This is a genomic window from Thermaerobacter sp. FW80, assembly GCF_004634385.1.
Taxonomy (GTDB): Bacteria; Bacillota; Sulfobacillia; order Thermaerobacterales; family Thermaerobacteraceae; genus Thermaerobacter; species Thermaerobacter composti.
Genome location: NZ_CP037895.1, coordinates 1,667,230 through 1,684,459 on the forward strand (window position 1 = coordinate 1,667,230; position 17,230 = coordinate 1,684,459).

Genomic DNA, 17,230 nt, shown 5'->3' on the forward strand with positions numbered 1-17,230 from the left:
CGGAAACGGGACGCGGCCTTCAAAGGCGTGGTATATGACGGTCGACGAAGTACGGGGGGCCGGGCGCCACCGGAAACGGGAGGCGGCCGGAGACGGGGCGTGGCCGGGCCCCCGACGCCAACGAGAGCCAAAGCCAACGCCAGTGCGCGGGGAAACGCCGGTGAGCGATGGAGGGACGTCGACCGTGCATCCATCCCGGGAACCCGTCGACCTGCTGATCGGACCTGCGGCCCAGGTGGCGACGCCCCGGGCGGCCGAGCGGCCGCCGGCCGGCCCCCAGCAGGGGCGGCTCGAGGTGATCCCCGGTGGCGCCGTGGCCGTCCGGGACGGGCGGATCGTGGCCGTGGGGCCCTACGCCGACCTGGCGCGGCGCTACGACCCGGCCGAGGTGCTGGACGCTTCGGGCTGCACCGTGGTGCCGGGGTTCGTCGATCCCCACACCCACCTCTGCTTCGCCGGGTGGCGGGCGGAGGAGTTCGAGCGGCGCCTGGCCGGGGCCAGCTACCAGGAGATCCTGGCGGCGGGCGGCGGCATCCTCGATACGGTGCGCCGGACCCGGGAGGCGTCGGAGGTCGAACTGGCCGCCGCCCTGCGCCGGCGGCTCCTCGAGGTGCTGCGCCTGGGCACCACCACGGTGGAGGTCAAGAGCGGCTACGGCCTGACCACCGCCGACGAGCTCAAGATGCTCCGGGCCATCCGCCGGGCGGCCGACCCGGCCGACGACCTCGACGGCACCTGGCCACTGGGGGCCGGGACGCGGGGACCCGGCAACGGCCCGCGGCTGCGGAAGAACCGGCCCGGGGCCACAGGAAGCGGGGGGCCGGGTAGCGGCAGCGACGTCGACGCCGGCGACGGCGCGGGTGGCGCTAGACTCGCTGGTGGCGGGACCGCTGGTGGCGGGGCCGCTGCCGGTGCGGGCGGTGCGGCCGCAACCTGGGCCGCTGCCGGTACGGCCCACGCCCGACCGACGGCCGGCACCGCCCCCCCTCGTGCGGCTGCCGGAGCTGCTGCCCGCGCAGCGGTTCCTGCGGCTGGGCCCGTGGCCGCCGGACCGGCCGCCGACCGGGCGGGTGGCCACGGGGATCTGGGCAGCGGGCTGGTTCTTCCCGAGGTGGTGGCGACCTTCCTTGGGGCCCACGCGGTGCCTCCGGAGTACCGGGGCCGCCCGGACGAGTACGTCGATCGGATCGTGGAGGAGATGCTGCCGGCGGTGGCGCGGGAGGGCCTGGCCGAGTACGCCGACGTCTTTTGCGAGCAGGGCGTGTTCGACCTGGAACAGACCCGGCGGATCGTGGAGGCTGCCCGGCGCCTGGGCTTCCGCATCCGCCTCCACGTGGATGAGCTCACTCCCCTGGGCGGGGCGGGGCTGGCGGCCCAGGTGGGGGCGGTGTCGGCGGACCACCTGCTCCACGTGCGGGACGAGGACATCCCCCGGCTGCGGGAGGCGGGGACGGTGGCGACCCTGCTGCCGGGAACGGCTTTCTTCTTGCGGGAGCCGCATGCCCCCGCCCGGAAGCTGATCGAGGCGGGCGTTCCCGTCGCCCTGGCCACGGACTACAACCCCGGAAGCCACCCGGCCGGCAGCATGCCCCTGGTGATGGCCATCGCGTGCGTGGGGATGGGGATGACGCCCGCCGAGGCCCTGGTAGCATCCACCCTGGGTGGCGCGTGGGCGGTGGAACGGGCCCAGCGCCTGGGCAGCCTGGAGCCCGGCAAGCAGGCCGACCTGGTGGTGATCGACGCACCCTCCTACCAGCACCTGGCCTACCGGCTGGGAACGGTGCCGGTGGTGGCGGTGGTGAAGGGTGGCCGGGTTGTTGAGGTGTGACGGGCCGGGTATCGTGGAGGGTGTCACGAAGAGGGCGGGGTCTCGTGCGGTTGGGGCCCGGCGTGGTGAGGACCCGGCGCCGTTGGCGGCCGGCGCGGGTAGAACCCGGCGCGATTGGAACCCGACACTGGGGGGCCGGCGTCGTTAGAACCCGGTACGGTTGGCGCCGCGCGCTGTTGCAGCCCGCGTAACGGGTCGCCGGCGGAACCGGCGGGGGGCGGCCGTGCCGTGCCGCAGGCCGCAATGGAGGCCGCAAGCTGATAAGGAAGGCATGCCCATGGTGCCACGGCCGCACAATTGAACGGCGACAACCTGGCCGCCGGCCCGGCCAAGAACCGGGGCGTCAAGCCGGCCGGCAACCGGGCCGGCGACCCGGGCACCAGCCCGGATGGGCACCCGGGCGGCCACCCGGGCAGCGGCTCGGGCGGCAAGGACCCCCGCGTCGGCGACCTGCTCCAGCGGGAAACCCGCTGGCGGGCTGAATTCAGCAGGCTGCGGTCCATCCTCCTTGACCGGCCCCTGGAGGAAACCGTCAAGTGGGGGCAGCCCTGCTATACCCACGGCGGCAAGAACGTGGTGCTGATCCACGGCTTCAAGGACTACTGCGCCCTGCTCTTCTTCAATCAAACGGAGACGGTGCGGGTGGCCCGGCAGATGCGGTTCACGAGCCTGGCGGAGATCGAGGCGAAGGAGCCGGTCATCCGTGACTACGTCCGCCGGGCCATCGCCGTGGAGGAAGCGGGCTTGGGGGTCGACTTCGCCGAAGGGCGGGATCTGCCGGTCCCCGGCGAGCGTGAGGAGAAATTTGCCGCGATGCCGGAACTGAAGGCGGCCTGGGAGGCGCTGACCCCAGGGCGCCGGCGAGCTTACACGGGTTGCCTGTTCCTCGGGCTGGGGCTTGGGATGGTGTTCGACAAAACGGGTGCCGGTGTCCTGATCGGCCTGGGTGCCGGGCTTTTGCTGGAGTACTTCTGGGGGCACCGGGCGTGACGTGTGCTGGGGGCCGGTTCGCCTCCGGTGACGCACCAGTCTAGTGACAGCATGAACGCACCGGGTGACGGCTCAAGGGACGAGCCCCCACAGCCCGGGCGATGCCGATGGGGGCCGCGGCGGGGATGCACCGGCAGAGGCGGCAGCAACGATGCACGCAGCCGGCGACACGGCAGCCGGCGATGGCAAGCAGAGGGGGGTCAAGGCGATGCAGGCGCCGCAGCAGCCGAAGGCCGGAATGCCCTTCACCGGCATTGCCACCTTTGCCCGGGCGCCCTACGTGCCGCCCAAGGCGCTGCAGCCCGGCCAGGCCGATTTTGCCGTCATCGGGGTGCCCTTTGACGCGGCCGTGGGCTTCCGGCCGGGCCAGCGGCTGGCGCCGCGGGCCATCCGCGACCTTTCGACCCGTTACGCCCTGCCCTGGGGACCAGCCAACCCCGGCTACTGGGACATCCAGGACGACCGCTGGTATCTTCAGGGCTGCCGGCTGGTCGACCTGGGCGACGCCGACCCGCTCTACACCGACCTGGATCACCTGGATCGCAGCGTGGAGCACGTGGTGGGCGCCGCCTTGCGGGCGGGGGCCGTGCCGGTGGTGCTGGGGGGCGACCATTCCATCACGTACCCGGTGCTGCGGGCGTACGGCGAGCTGCTGAAGTCCGCGGGCGGCCCGGGGGCCCCCCTGGCGGAAGCCGGCGCCGGTATCACGACGGGACGAACCGGCCCGAGCCTGTTGCCGTCACCGGGCGCCCGGTCACCGGGGAGCCCAGGCGCCCGCACGATGGAAGCGATGGGGCCCCATGGGCGCGGCGAGGGACGGCTTCACATCCTCCAGATTGACGCTCACCTGGATTTCTCCGCCGATGTGGCCGGGTTCCTCCGGTCCAACTCGAGCCCCTTCCGCCGGGCGGCCGAACTGCCCTACATCGGGACCATCACCGTCATCGGCGTCCGCGGCATCCGCACCAGCCCCGAGGCGTATGCGGCCGCCGTCCAGCGGGGAAACCGCATCGTGACCATGGGGGAGTGGCGGGCCGCGTGGGCCAGGCGAGGGGCCATCGCCGCGGGGGCGGGCCCGGGTTGTGGGCCGAACCCAGGTGGTACGGCAGGATCTGACCATGCGGCGAGCTTAGGCGGTACCACGGAGCCTGGCAATGGGGCGAGCGCAGGCGGGGCGACGGGGCCTGGCATTGGGGTCAGGGCGGGCGGTGCGACGGAGTCTGGCAATGGGGCGAGGGCGGGTGGAGCGACGCAATCTGGCGATGGGGCCGGCCCGGTCGGAGCGGCAGGGGCAGGTGGCGGAACGAGCCCGGGCAGCGAGGAGCAGGCCGGCAGCCGGCTGAGCTGGCCACCCGCATCAGGGGACGACGCGAACCCGCTGGCGCCCTTCCTCGAGACCATTCCCCCGGGTGAGCTGCTCTATATCAGCCTGGACATCGACGGCTTGGACCCGGCGGTGGCCCCCGGCACGTCGAGTCCCGAACCGGGCGGCCTGACCTACGAGGAGGTCCGGGAGATCCTGCGCCTCGCGGCGAGCCGCGCCCGGGTGGTGGGCATCGACATCGTGGAGGTCAACCCGTACCTGGACCCGGGTGGGATGACGGCGCTGCTGGCGGCTCGCCTGGCCATCGAAGCCATGGCGTTCAGCCATGATGCTCTGGCTCGGACGGCACCGGGGTCCTGAGCCTTCCCCCTCGGGTGAGCACGCTGGGATCGATGCGCCAGGGCGGGAGCCCGAGGGGGAAGCGCACGGAAGCGCAATGCGATCGGTGGGAGGCAGCCGGCGAATGGACCGAACCAACGGGGCGGCGTCGGGGTGCAGCGGCGGGCAAGCCGTGCCTTCTTCCACCGAGATCCAGCGCCTGGCGACCCTCATCCGCGGGGCGCGCCACATGGTGGCCTTCACCGGGGCCGGGGCCAGCACCGAATCGGGCTTGCCCGACTTCCGCTCGTCGCAGGGCCTGTGGCGGCGGGTTCCGCAGCACATGGCCAGCCTAGCGTTCATGGAGCGCCACTTCGACGAGTTCGTGGCCTTTTACCGCCAGCGGATCGCGGCCCTCGAGGGGGCGCGGCCCAGCCGGGTCCACCGCATCCTGGCCCGGTGGGAGGCGGCGGGATGGCTGAAGGCCGTGATCACCCAGAACGTCGACGGCCTCCACCAGCAAGCTGGATCGCGCCGGGTGCTGCCGCTGCACGGCGACCTGCGGACGTGCCGCTGCCAGCGCTGCGGACGAACCCAGCCCTCCAAGGCCTTCCTCAGCCACCCCTACTGCGGTTGCGGGGGGCGCCTCCGGCCCAACGTCGTGCTCTTCGGCGAGCCCCTGCCAGCCGCGGTCTGGGAGCAGGCCCGGCGCGAGGCGCTTCGCTGCGACTTGATGCTGGTGGTCGGTTCGTCCCTCGAGGTCTATCCCGCCGCGTCCCTTCCCGAGCTGGTGGCCAGGCGGGCGGCCGCCGGCGAGGCTGTGCTGGCCATCGTCAACCGCGACCCGACGCCGCTGGATGAGGAGGCGGGGCTCGTCCTCCGCGGCGTGGCGGGGGACGTCCTGGAACGGGTCGACCAGGAACTGGCGCGGATGGAGTCGAACCGTACCGGCAAGCGGCGCGAAGACGAGGCCCTGCCAAGCGATCCGTCCGGCTGAGGACGTGCATGGCGCTTCGGTAAGGCAGCGGGTGGTTACCGTGCGTCCTTGCACCAGACGCGGGTGAGTGGGGGGGAGGGAAAGCCGTGACGGGAGCGGCCCAGGACGGGAGCCGCAACAAGGGGACCTTGCTCGATCCTGCCGGGCTTCTTGAAATCCTTGAGAGCAATCGCCGCCTCACCGTGCGGGTCATCGAAGCGTTCCCGGAGGAGGCCCTCTTCCAATACAAGCCCGTGGAGATCCTGCGCCCCTTTGCCGAGATGGTCCAGGAGATCCTGAACATTGAAGACGATTACGTCCGCGGCATTGCCCTGGGCGAGTGGTACTTCGGCAAGGTGGCGGACGACGCCCGCACGAAAGCCGACCTCCTGGCCGCTTGCGAACAGGTCCGGGCCCGAACGCGCGAACTGTGGCCTCGGGTGACGACCGAGCGCCTCTTGCAGGTCGAGTCGGATCCCTTCTTCGGAGGCCCGCCCCAGAGCCACTTTGAGCGGTTGGTGTATGCCCTGGAGAACGAGATCCACCACCGGGGGCAGGGGTACGTGTATCTGCGGGAGCTGGGCATAGAGCCGCCTCTGTTCTATGAGCGCTGAAGCATGGACGGCGCCGGGCCACCGATTTGGTGCTACCGGCGGCCCGGCTCCGTCTTGTCCTGTGTCCGCCGCCCCAAGATGTCCATGGCCGAGTCGTCCGGGGAACCAGTCCCGTCCTTGTGGGGAAGCCGACCCGGAGCCTCCGGACCGAGCGCAGTGTCTCCGATCAGCCCCGGTGGTTCCGTAGCCGAGGCTACCGGGATGTGCTGCGGGCAGTGCCGAACACCACCGTCGCAATCGGACACGAGGAGGGATGCCATGCAGTTCCGGGTGCGTCTTGGCCCCGACCTGGCCAGGGCGGCCGGGGTGCCGGTGGCGGTTGTCGAAGCGCCCATCGAGACCACCGTTGAGCAGATCCTGTTGCGGCTGGGCGAGGACTATCCCGCCCTGCGGGAGGCCCTGTCAACGGCGTTGCTGGTTGCCGGCGGGCGCGTGTTAGGCCGCCGGGAAGTAGTTCCGGCGGGGGTTGACCTGGCCTTGCTGCAGCCCATGGCGGGCGGGCAGGGAGGCGGGTAGCCTCTAGCATCCCTTAGGGGGGAGATCCATGGCGTTGCCCTTGCGCACCGCGGACGAGACCGTCTTCGTCGACCGCTTCACCGACGGCGTCTTGGACCCTGCACAGCCCATGCTGGGACCCGTCCGCGACGGCGGGCACATCGTCGCCAACACCGCCCCCGGTTGCTGGGGGCCGATGATCACGCCCCACCTCAAGGGAGGGCACGAGGTGACCGTGCCCGTGGCCGTCGAGGGGGCGGAAGTCGGGGACGCCGTCGCCATCCGGATCAAGGACATCACGGTGACCTCCATCGCCACGGCCTCGGGCAACGACCGCCCCATGGAGGGGCGTTTCGTCGACGATCCATACTGCGCCGCTCGCTGTCCCCAGTGCGGCACCATGTACCCGCCGACGCGGCTTGAAGGCATCGGGCCCGAGTCGGTCCGCTGCGCCAACTGCGGCGCCGACGCGACGCCCTTCACCTTCACCAACGGCTACACCATCGTGTTCGACGCCACGCGGCGGGTGGGGGTGACCGTCCACCGCGAGGCGGCGGAGGCCATTGCCCGCGACGCGGCCCGCTATGCCGCCCTCCCGGCCCGTTCGACGCAGAACCCCATCCTGCGATTCGCGCCCCACGACCTGGTGGGCGTGGTGGCGCGGCTGCGTCCCTTCCTCGGCCAGCTGGGGACGGTACCGGCGATCCGCATGCCGGATTCCCACAACGCCGGGGACTTCGGCGCGTTCCTGATCGGTAAGCAGCACGAGTTCGCCTTGACGCCGGAACAGCTTGCCCTTCGCACTGACGGGCACATGGACTGTGACGCGGTACGTGCGGGTGCCATCGTGATCGCACCGGTCAAGGTGCCAGGGGCTGGGGTCTACCTCGGAGACATGCACGCCCTCCAAGGGGACGGTGAGATCGCCGGCCACACCTGTGACGTCTCCGGCACGGTGACCCTTCAGGTCGAGGTCATCAAGGGCCTGAACATCGACGGCCCCATCCTCTTCCCGGTCCCGGAGGACCTGCCCTACTTGGCCCGGCCCTTCACGGAGGAAGAACTGGCCCGCGCCCGGGCTCTGGCGGAGCAGTGGGGGCTTCGCGAGTTGGAGCGAACGGCCCCCATCTCGGTGATCGGCACGGGACCGGATCTCAACGCGGCCACCGACAACGGCCTGGAACGGGCCGCTCGGCTGCTCGACATGACCGTACCCGAGGTGAAGAACCGGGCCACCATCACAGGGGCCATCGAGATCGCGCGGCACCCCGGCGTAGTGCAGGTGACCTTCCTGGCCCCCGTCGACCGGCTGGCACGGATTGGGCTTGGGCCGTACATCGAGGCGCAGTATGGGATCAAGGCGTAGGTCGCCTTGGCTCCCTCGGTCGTTGCGGCCGGACCAGGGGCATCCGTGTCGAGGCCCCGCGACCGTGGGACATGGTCGGTGCGACGCCGCCCCCCGAACCCGCCGCGTGCGGGACGATGGGGGGCGGCGCCGCTCTGGGGCGTCCATGCGGTCGGGCGCTGGGCAACGCAGTCGGCGCGGCAGAACGGTGAAAGGCGTCCCTTCGACAGGAATCCCCCTTGGCAAGCGCGAACACGATGTCTCTGGATTTGGTGGACTGGAACGGCGTGGATGGACCGCCGCTCGAGGTGAGGGGACGTGGCAGGGCCGGAGCTGGCCCTCTGGTTGCGCCAGGCGGCCGAATGCGGCGCCTCCGATCTCCACCTGACGGTGGAGTCGCCGCCGGTGGTGCGGGTCCACGGCGAGTTGCAGGACCTGCCGGGACCTCGGCTGCGACCGGAGCATGTCGCGGCGCTGGTTCGTCCGATCCTGGACCAGCGGCTCCAGGAGCGGCTGGAGCGGGACGGGCAGGTGGACTTCGCCTACAGCCTGCCCGGCGTCGGCCGCTTCCGGGCCAACGTCTACCGGCAGCGGGGCAGCCTGGCGGCCGCCTTCCGCCTGATCCCCACCTCCGTACCCGATCTGGGCGAACTCGGCCTGCCGCCGGCCGTGGCCGGCCTCTGCGAGCTGTCCCAGGGGCTCGTGCTCGTGACCGGCCCCACGGGCAGCGGGAAGTCGACCACCCTGGCGGCGATGGTCGACCGGATCAACCGCACCCGGCGCCTCCACATCGTGACGTTGGAGGATCCCATCGAGTACCTGCACCGCCACCGCCGGAGCCTGGTGAACCAGCGGGAGGTCGGGATCGACGTCCCCACCTTCGCGGCCGGCCTGCGGGCCGCCCTGCGGGAAGACCCCGACGTGATCATGGTCGGGGAGATGCGGGACCTGGACACCATCGCCACGGCGTTGACGGCCGCGGAGACCGGGCACCTGGTGCTCGCCACCCTGCACACCCCCAGCGCTCCCCAGGCGGTGGACCGGATCATCGACGTCTTCCCCGCGGAGCAGCAGAACCAGGTGCGGGTGCAGCTGGCGGGGGTCCTGGAGGCGGTGATCGCCCAGCGGCTGGTGCCCACCGCCGACGGGCGGGGTCGGCACGTCGTGGCCGAGGTCCTGCTGGGCACCGCGGCGGTGCGCAACCTGATCCGCGAGGGCAAGACGGCCCAGCTCCCGGCGGTGATGGAGACCTCGCGGCAGTACGGGATGGTGACCCTGCGGGAGAGCGCGGGGCAGCTGCTCGCCCGGGGGTTGGTGACGCGAGAGGCGCTGCTTCGCGCCGGGGTGCGCTAGGCCACGGCGACCCCCGCCGCGCCCGGGAGATCGGCGGTGCCTGCGGCGACGCCGCCGGGAACCGGGGCTTGGTGGGGCGCATCACCCGCACCGCTCGTCGCCCGCTGTGGCGGGGACGCCGCTCACGCCCGCCGCGGGACCGGGCGCGCCGGCGGGAGCGAGGCGTCCAAGGGGCCGCCACCGTCCGACGGGCCGTCATCGTCATGCGGGAGGGGAGCGGGCCATGGGGCCGGTGGCGACCGCCGCGGCCGGCGTGGTGGGCCTTGCCGTCGGCAGCTTCGTCAACACCTTCATCGACCGCTGGCCGCGGGGCCAGTCGGTGATCGCGCCGCCCTCCCGCTGCGATCGCTGCGGCCGGCGGCTCCGCCCGCTGGAGATGGTGCCGGTGCTGAGCTGGATTGCGCTGCGGGGGCGGTGCCGCACCTGCCGGGCGCCCATCGGCTGGCAGGCGCCGGTGGTGGAGGCGATGACGGGCGTCCTGTTCGCCGCGGTGGCGGCCACGGCGGCGAACGGGGCGCAGCTCATGCTGGGGCTCGGGTTCGTCGCCGTGCTGGTCGCCGTCGCCGGGGTCGACCTGCGCTGTCAACTCATCCCCGACGTCGCGCTGCTGACGGGGGCGGGCTGGGCGCTGCTGGTGAACCTCCTGATCCCGGCGGACGAACCGGCTCAGGGGCTCGCGACGAGCTGGCTCCGGCCCCCGGCGGTGGGGGGCGGAGGGGCCCACTGGGCCGGGTCGCTGGGCGCGGCGGCCGTCGCCGGCGCGGTCTTCCAGGTCCTCCGGTGGGGGTCCCGCGGCGGCCTGGGCTTCGGCGACGTCAAACTGGCCGCCTGGCTGGGCCTCTACCTGGGGCCCCGGGCCCTACCGGTGGCCCTCTTCGCGGCGGCCCTCCTCGGGGGCCTGGTGGCGACCGGGCTCCTCGTGGCCCGCCGCCGTGGACGTCGGGATGCCATCCCCTTCGGCCCCTTCCTGGCGGTGGGAGGCCTGGTGGGGTGGTTCGGCGGCGAAGCCCTGTGGGCGGCCTACGTGGGCGTCGGCCTGCGGTAGGACGCGCCCCGCAAGCTGCTGGCCTTCGGCTTCGAAGCTGGGGGCGGCCTGCGCGGGCGTCGCTCTGGGGGGTAGGGCTGGGGCGGCCACCGGACGCAAGGGGACGCCGCCGTCGGGGGAGGGACGCCCCCGACGGCACGCCAGCGCCCGGACCGTCCGGTCACCAGGGTCGGGGCGTCGCCGAACCGCGGCCGGGCGTCCGCCGCGAGGGAGGGTCGCGGATCGCCGGCATCGCCCGCACCGGGTGGGGGGAGGACCATGGCGCGGTGGCTCTTTCGCGGCCCACTGGGAGACTACCTGGTGGAGCGGGGCTGGATCACCCCCCAACAACTGCAGGCCGCCCTCGACGAGCAGCGCCAGAGCGGCCGGCGGCTGGGCCAGATCCTGCTCGACCACGGTTGGATCACCCGGGCGCAGCTCCAGGAGGCGCTGGCAGCCCAGCTGGCGGTGCGGGTCTGGGACCTCCGCCAGAACCCGCCCGACCCCGCCGTCGCCCGTCGCGTGCCCGACTGGGTGGCCCGGCGGTACCTGGTGTTGCCGGTGGCGGACGACGGTCGCCGCCTGGCGGTGGCGATGGCGGATCCCACCGACCTGGAGGCCCTGGACCAGGTGCGCCTGGTGACGGGTCGCGAGGTCGAACCCGTCCTGGCCGACGAGGACGCGATCAGGGCATGGCTGGCCCGCATCTTCGGCCTGCTCGAGGTGGCGGAGCGGGCCCTCCAGGCGACCCGGACGTCCGGGGAAGCGGGGACGCCTCACACCCGGGACGAACCGGCCCCAGGCCGGACGGCTCCGCGGGGGATGGGACGGCCGGGGGACGGTGCGGACGTGCCCGGACACGCCGCTGCGGCCAGGGATCCCGAGGCCGGGCCCGACCCCGGCGGGCTGCGGGGGGTCGGCGGGGCGTTCGACGCGCTGGATCCGCACGCCTCCTCCCGAGGCAGCACCGCGGGGTCCCGCGGCCGCGGGCCCACGGCTCCGCGGCCGCGGGACCCGGGCGGGAGGCCGGTTCGTCCCGAGCGGGATCCCGCCGCGACCCCGGCCCCCGTGATCGAGCTGGTCCAGAACCTGCTGGAAGAGGCGGTGCGGCAGCGGGCCTCGGACGTGCACGTCGAGCCGGGGGACGGCACCTTCACCATCCGCTTCCGCATCGACGGCACCCTGCACGTGGCGATGACCCCGCCGCCGGCCCTGCACCCGGCCGTGACCACGCGCCTGAAGGTGCTGGCGGGGATGGACGTCGCCGAGCGCCGGTTGCCCCAGGACGGCCGGTTTCGCATCCGGGTGGACGGTCGCGAGTTCGACTGCCGCTGTTCCACGATGCCGACGGTCCACGGCGAGAAGGTGGTGATCCGCCTGCTGGACCGCTCCCTCGGGGTGGCGCGGCTCGACGACCTGGGCCTGCCGCCGGACGTCGTCGCGCAGCTCCGGGAGCTGGTCCGTCGGCCCCACGGCCTGTTGCTCGTCACCGGGCCCACCGGCAGCGGCAAGTCGACCACCCTGGCGGCGCTGCTGCAGGAGATCGACCGGACGCGCCTGAATGTGCTGACCATCGAAGATCCCGTGGAGTACGAGATCCCCGGCGCCAGCCAGAGCCAGGTGAACCCCCGGGCGGGCCTGACCTTCGAGGTGGCCCTGCGCCACCTGCTGCGCCAGGATCCCGACGTGATCATGGTGGGGGAGGTCCGCGACCGGGAGACGGCGGACACCGCCGTGCGGGCGGCGCTCACCGGCCACCTGATCCTGGCCACCCTGCACACCAACGACGCCCCGTCCAGCGTGACGCGCCTCGTGGACATGGGCGTCGAGCCGTTCCTGCTGGGGTCGTCGTTGCTGGCCGTCCTGGCCCAGCGCCTGGTGCGGGTCCTCTGCCCCCACTGCCGGCAGGCGTATGCGCCCGGCGAGGCGGTGCGCTCGGTCTTCGCGGCCGCCGGCGTCCCGCTGCCCACCGATGGGGTGCTCTACCGGCCGGTGGGGTGTGCCGAGTGCCGGGACGGTTACGCCGGTCGGCGGGCGATCGCCGAGCTGATGGTGACGAACCCGGCCCTCCGCGACCGCATCGCCGCCGGCGCCACCGCCGCCGAGCTCGGCCGACGGGCGGTGGCCGGCGGGATGCGGACCCTGCGGCAGGCCGGCCTCGACCTGGCCCTGGCGGGCATCACGTCGGTCGAAGAGGTCTTGCGGGTCACCGAGGCGCCCGGCTGGGACGAGGCGGGGCGGGGGCGGGAGGCGTGACGTACGTCTATCTCGCCCGGGACATCCGCACCGGCCGGCGGGTGCGCGGGCGGATCGAGGCCGCCTCGCTGCAGGAGGCCCTGGGGCGGCTGCGGGAAGCCGGCTACGTGGCGCTGCACGTGCGACCCCTGGTCTGGTGGCGGGACCTGGACGTCCGGGATTGGCTGCGGCGCGATCGCCTGCGGCTGCACCCGCGGGAGCGGGCCGTGTTCTTCCGCCAGATGGCCGCCCTGCTCCGGGCCGGGATCCCGCTCACCACCGCCCTCGCCTCCCTGGCCGCCCAGAGCCGCGGGCGCCTGCAGGAGCTGAACCGGCGGCTCCACCGGTCCATCGACGCGGGGCGCTCCCTCCACGAGGCGCTGGCCCTGCAGGCGGGGGCGTTCCACCCCGTCCACCTGGCGCTGGTCCGCGCGGCGGAGCTGTCGGGCACGCTGGACGAGGCCATGGCGCGCCTGGCGGCGGACGAGGAGCGCAGGGTGCGGGTCGAGGGCAAGCTGCGGGCGGCCATGGGCTACCCGCTGTTCGTCCTGGTCGTGACCCTGGGCGTCCTCGTGGTGATGGTGACGTTCGTCGTGCCCACCCTGGCGGGGATCTTCGCCCAGTTCGAGCTGCCCCTGCCGTGGCCAACGCGCTTCTGGGTCGGCGTGGCCCGGGATGGGCGCGGGCTCGCCGGGTTCGTGGCGCTGGCGGCGTCCATCGGGGCCGCGGCGTGGGGGTGGGCGCGGTCGCCGGCCGGCGGCCGGCGCTGGGACGCGTGGAAGCTCCGGCTGCCGATCATCGGGCCCCTGGCCCAGGCCCTGGTCCTGGCGCGCATCACCCGCGCCCTGGCCACCCTGTACCGGTCCGGTCTGCCGATGCTGGAGTCGCTGGCCGCGGCGGGCGCCCTGGCGGGCAATCGGGTCTTCACCGCCGCCCTCGCCCAGGCCCGCTCGGCCCTGCAGCGGGGCGCCAGCCTGGCGTCGGCGCTCGGGGCGCCCGGCGTCTTCCCCCAGGTCCTGGTCGACCTCGTCGCGGTCGGGGAGGCGACGGGGGCGCTGGACGAGCTGCTGGATCGGGCCGCCCGTCTGTACGAGGACGAGGCGGACCGACGGCTGGACGGCTTGACCACCCTGGTGGAGCCGGTGCTGGTGCTCGTGATGGGCGCGGTGGTCGGGTTCGTCGCGATCTCCGTGGTGCTGCCCATCCTCGCCTTGCTCTCCGGCGTGACGGCCCTGGGCGGGTGAGGCGTGCGGCGAGCCGTGGGGCGAACGCAGCCGGCGCCCGGGACGCCAGGGGCGCTGGGGGTTGGATGAATCAGGAAGCACCATGCCATCCGGCGTGCGGTCGCGGTCGCGTGCCGTTGCGGACGGCGGTCGCCAGCCGCGGGACCTGGTCCGGAATCCGGGCTGCCGATGGTTCGATGCGGCAGGAGAGGAGGGTGGGTGTTGCGAATAGGGTTGCCCATCGTCGGTCCGTGTCGCGGCTTCGGGGGACGGGTCCCTGACCGAGGCGCGGGGCGGGCCGGGGGGAGAGACCTTGGGGGAGGAGGAGCTTCCATGCTGCGCTCTTGGTGGAGGGGCGCCGGGGGGCTTCGTCGGCTGCGCCGATGGGGCGCGCCCCTGACGGGGGGCGGTCGCCGTCGTGGCGCCGGGCGGAGCGCCGGTGGCGGGGTGGAACGGAGCCCCCTGCGCCGGCAGGGGGGCTTCACGCTGATCGAGCTGGGCGTGGTCCTGGCGGTCATCGCGATCCTGGTGGGGGTGTCCGTGCCCATGTACGCGATGATCGTCAACGAGGCCCGCACGGCGGAGGCCCGGCAGACCTGGAACATGGTGCGGACGGAGCTGTGGACCTACTTCGTGCGCTACGGCGACTTCCCCGGCGTGCGCAACGGCTGGTGGACCGGGATCGACCCGGCGCCGAAGAGCAACTACTGGACCTACACCGCCGTGACGGCCCAGGGCGGGAACAGCGCCACCCTGGTGGCCGCCCACGAGGCGGAGAAGCTGTGCTGGACCCTGGACGACCGCGGGCGCGTGACGGAGAAGAAGAACCAGGCCTGCCCGTGATCGGCAAGGGCGGGTGGCGGCCACGGCGTGGCGTCCGGCGCCCCCGCGGACCCGCCCCGCCGGGCGGGCGGTGCGGGTCCGCGGGGTTGGGCACGCTGGAGGTCGCCGTCGCCCTGGGGATCCTGGCGGTCTTCGCGACGGCCTTCTTCGCTGGCATGGGGGCCGCCGGGGCCGGCCTCTTCGACCAGCTGACGCGGCAGGCGGCGGTCGGCTGTGCGGCCCGCGTCATGGAGCAGGTTCGGGCGGGGCTGGCGGCGGGCGGTGCACCCCCGGTCGAGGGCGAGTGCGGTTCGCCGCTGGGCCGCGACTTGCGCTACCAGGTCGAGGTTCGTCCCGATCCGGACCCGGTGGCGGTGCGGGACGGGTCGCGCCCGGCGACCGAGGGCGATGGTGATGGGGCAGGGGACGCGGTGCTGGTCACGGTGCAGGTCCGGCGGGAGGCCGGGACGGGTGAGGCGGCGCCGATCTACACCGTCGCGTCGGTCTTCTGGCTGCCCGGACCCTTGGCGCCTCCCGGGCGGGCGGGAACGCCCCCGTGATGCGGGGTTCTCTCGGAAGGATGAGGGGCGCTCAGGGAGGGGGCGGCAGGGATCCCAGGCCGGTGCGCTGCTGGTGGAGGTGACCGTCGCCCTGGCGCTCCTCGGCCTCCTCGCCACGGCCACGGTGGCCATGGTGGCGTGGACGGCCTCGCAGCAGGCCCGGGCCGGGTCGGTCTACGACGGGGTGGAGGCCGGCCACGTCGCCGTCCAGGTGCTGGGGCGCCTGGTGCGCAGCGCGGGGGCGGCCGGCAGGCCGGCGGTGTGGGAGGCGGCGACGGAGCGGCTGGTCCTCTGCGGGGTCCCCTGGCAGGACCAGGTGCTGCGGGGCCAGGTGGCCCGGGACGGAGAGGGCCGACTGGTGCTCGCGGCCGTCCCGCCCCCGGCTCCCCCGGACGACCGGTGCGCCGGTGCGGATCCGCCGGCACCCATCGACCTGGTACCGGGAGCCACCTTCCAGCGCGTGCGGTTCGCGGTGGACCCGGCGTCACCCGGGCCACCGGAGGCGGGGTGCGGTCCGGGTCCGTCCCGGACCTGCGCAGGGGTGCGGGGCTTGTACGTGTGGATCGAGCCGCGGCCGGTGGATGGGGGCGGCATCCGACCCGTCCACGGCTACGTGGCGCTGCGCAATCCCGGGGGGCGCTGATGCGGGAGCGATGGCGTGCCCTCGCTGCGGACGGCCACGCGACCGACTCCCAGCGGGGCCAGGCGGTCCTGTTGACCCTGGCGGCCCTGCTGGTCGCGTCGCTGCTGGCGGCCGTCGTCCTGACGCTGTGGGTGCGCAGCGCCGTTCGTGCCCAGCGGTTCGGGGAGACCACGGCGGCCCTGTACGCGGCCGAGGCGGGGGTGGCGCGCACCCTGGCCGCCATGGCCCGCGGGACGCTGGCCCCGCCCCGGGCCGAACCCATCACCCTCGCGGGGACGGTGGGCCTCGCGCCGGGTTCCGCCGCCTACACGGTCCGCGTCGTACCCGACGGACCGGCCCGCTGGCGGCTGGTCAGCACGGGCGTCCAGGGTCGGTCCCGCCACGAGGTGCAGGTCACGGTCACCGCGCCCTTCGTGATGCCGGTCTACGCCGGCACCACCCTGACGTTCCACGTCACGCCCCGGGCGGGCGCCCTGCGGTTCGGAGCGGCGCCGGGATACGGCGGGGCGCCGCCGCGCTACCGGGGCCCGGGCACGGTCTCCCCCACCCCCGTGGCCGTGCGTATGGCCCTCCCGGACATCCCCTTCGGCGTCTTCGCGGAGCTGGCCGGATCGCCCCCTCCGTGGGGCGCCGCACCGGACGTCGGGGCGGGACGCCTGGGCGCGGGGTGGTATGAAGGCGGCCGCTGTCGCGGGCCGCACCCCGTGATCGTGCCCCGCGGCGTGACGGCCGCCGTCCGGGGAAGCCTTCGGTGCGATCCGGGGCTGGTCCTCGAAGCGGGGGCGACGCTGGTGGTCACGGCGGACCTGGCGGTCCGGGGCGCCCTGATCCTCGAGCCGGGCGCCCGGCTGGTGGTCGGAGGCGACGCCACGCTGCAGACCGTGGAGCTTGGGCCGGCGGGCCCCGGGGCCGCGCCGGTCCTCGTGGTCATCGGCGGCACCCTCGGGGTCGCCGGCGCGATCGGGGCCACCGCCGGGGCGGCGACGGTCCCACCCCTCGCGGTCCTGGCTCTCGACCGCAGCGACTGCAGCGCGCCAGCCTGCGGCGCGGACCACGCCAACGTCCTCGACCTCGGCTGGGTCCGGGTGCGCGACGTCCTGGCCTACGCCGAGCCGCTGGCGACGGGGGACGCCGAGGCCAGCCGGATCACACTCGCCCTGGGGGCCGGCCCTGCGGGGGGTGGGAAGGGGAGCGGGCCCGGGCCGGACGAGCCGGGGCGTGGCCCCGCGGTGGGGACGCTCCGCGTGCGCGGGGCGGTGGTGGCCGCCGGCTCGGTGACCATCCGCGCCCACCGGGTCGCCGTCGACTGGGACGTGGACCTCGGGCTCTTGACCCGGTACCTGGGCATCGCACCCGGCTTTGTCCCGTATGCCGTCGAGGCCTGGCAGGGATGAGTCGGGCGCGGGGCCCTGGACGTCGCCCGGGCCGGGCTGGGCGGCAGGATCGCCGCCGGCCGGGCGGTGCGGCGGGCCGGCGGCAG

Annotated in this window: 15 protein-coding genes; all 15 read left to right on the top strand. The window is 74.1% G+C overall.

The window, feature by feature from the left end; all coding sequences use genetic code 11:
• The first annotated feature begins 184 nt into the window (after positions 1-184).
• The 15 genes from E1B22_RS12895 to E1B22_RS07060 all read left to right on the top strand — a co-directional run bounded on the left by E1B22_RS12895 (position 185) and on the right by E1B22_RS07060 (position 17,144).
• Positions 185-1,828 (top strand): imidazolonepropionase, encoded by a 1,644-nt coding sequence (locus E1B22_RS12895; RefSeq protein WP_243123221.1) that lies wholly within the window; start codon positions 185-187, stop codon positions 1,826-1,828.
• Between the two features lie 297 nt (positions 1,829-2,125).
• Positions 2,126-2,818, top strand: coding sequence for a YdeI family protein (locus E1B22_RS06995; RefSeq protein ID WP_243123222.1), 693 nt, complete (start codon positions 2,126-2,128; stop codon positions 2,816-2,818).
• 151 nt (positions 2,819-2,969) lie between these two features.
• Positions 2,970-4,502 (top strand): arginase family protein, encoded by a 1,533-nt coding sequence (locus tag E1B22_RS07000; RefSeq protein WP_135225081.1) that lies wholly within the window; start codon positions 2,970-2,972, stop codon positions 4,500-4,502.
• A 103-nt stretch (positions 4,503-4,605) separates the two neighbouring features.
• The gene (locus E1B22_RS07005) at positions 4,606-5,457 is read left to right on the top strand and encodes an NAD-dependent deacylase (protein WP_135225082.1); all 852 of its coding nucleotides are present in this window, start codon (positions 4,606-4,608) and stop codon (positions 5,455-5,457) included.
• Positions 5,458-5,543: 86 nt separating this feature from the next.
• Complete coding sequence (locus tag E1B22_RS07010; protein WP_243123223.1) at positions 5,544-6,050, top strand: DinB family protein; 507 nt, start codon at positions 5,544-5,546, stop codon at positions 6,048-6,050.
• Positions 6,051-6,308: 258 nt separating this feature from the next.
• The gene (locus E1B22_RS07015; protein ID WP_135225083.1) at positions 6,309-6,566 is read left to right on the top strand and encodes a MoaD/ThiS family protein; all 258 of its coding nucleotides are present in this window, start codon (positions 6,309-6,311) and stop codon (positions 6,564-6,566) included.
• Positions 6,567-6,594: 28 nt separating this feature from the next.
• Positions 6,595-7,911, top strand: a complete 1,317-nt coding sequence (locus E1B22_RS07020; protein WP_135225084.1) for an acetamidase/formamidase family protein — start codon at positions 6,595-6,597, stop codon at positions 7,909-7,911.
• A gap of 297 nt (positions 7,912-8,208) precedes the next feature.
• Positions 8,209-9,243 (top strand): type IV pilus twitching motility protein PilT, encoded by a 1,035-nt coding sequence (locus E1B22_RS07025; RefSeq protein ID WP_135225085.1) that lies wholly within the window; start codon positions 8,209-8,211, stop codon positions 9,241-9,243.
• Positions 9,244-9,466: 223 nt separating this feature from the next.
• Positions 9,467-10,288, top strand: a complete 822-nt coding sequence (locus tag E1B22_RS07030) for an A24 family peptidase (protein WP_135225086.1) — start codon at positions 9,467-9,469, stop codon at positions 10,286-10,288.
• 258 nt (positions 10,289-10,546) lie between these two features.
• Positions 10,547-12,523: a GspE/PulE family protein gene (locus E1B22_RS13890; RefSeq protein ID WP_135225087.1), complete on the top strand. Its 1,977-nt coding sequence runs from the start codon at positions 10,547-10,549 to the stop codon at positions 12,521-12,523.
• Positions 12,520-13,746 carry a type II secretion system F family protein gene (locus tag E1B22_RS07040; RefSeq protein WP_135225088.1) on the top strand — a complete coding sequence of 409 codons (1,227 nt, stop codon included), beginning with the start codon at positions 12,520-12,522 and terminating at the stop codon, positions 13,744-13,746. The genes E1B22_RS13890 and E1B22_RS07040 overlap by 4 nt, the downstream gene beginning before the upstream one ends.
• A gap of 312 nt (positions 13,747-14,058) precedes the next feature.
• Entirely contained in the window at positions 14,059-14,568 is a 510-nt protein-coding gene (locus tag E1B22_RS07045; RefSeq protein WP_167758871.1) for a type IV pilin protein, read from the top strand.
• A gap of 86 nt (positions 14,569-14,654) precedes the next feature.
• The gene (locus tag E1B22_RS07050; RefSeq protein WP_135225090.1) at positions 14,655-15,107 is read left to right on the top strand and encodes a hypothetical protein; all 453 of its coding nucleotides are present in this window, start codon (positions 14,655-14,657) and stop codon (positions 15,105-15,107) included.
• Between the two features lie 73 nt (positions 15,108-15,180).
• Positions 15,181-15,750, top strand: a complete 570-nt coding sequence (locus E1B22_RS07055) for a hypothetical protein (protein WP_135225091.1) — start codon at positions 15,181-15,183, stop codon at positions 15,748-15,750.
• Entirely contained in the window at positions 15,750-17,144 is a 1,395-nt protein-coding gene (locus E1B22_RS07060; RefSeq protein WP_135225092.1) for a hypothetical protein, read from the top strand. The genes E1B22_RS07055 and E1B22_RS07060 overlap by 1 nt, the downstream gene beginning before the upstream one ends.
• Positions 17,145-17,230 lie beyond the last annotated feature (86 nt).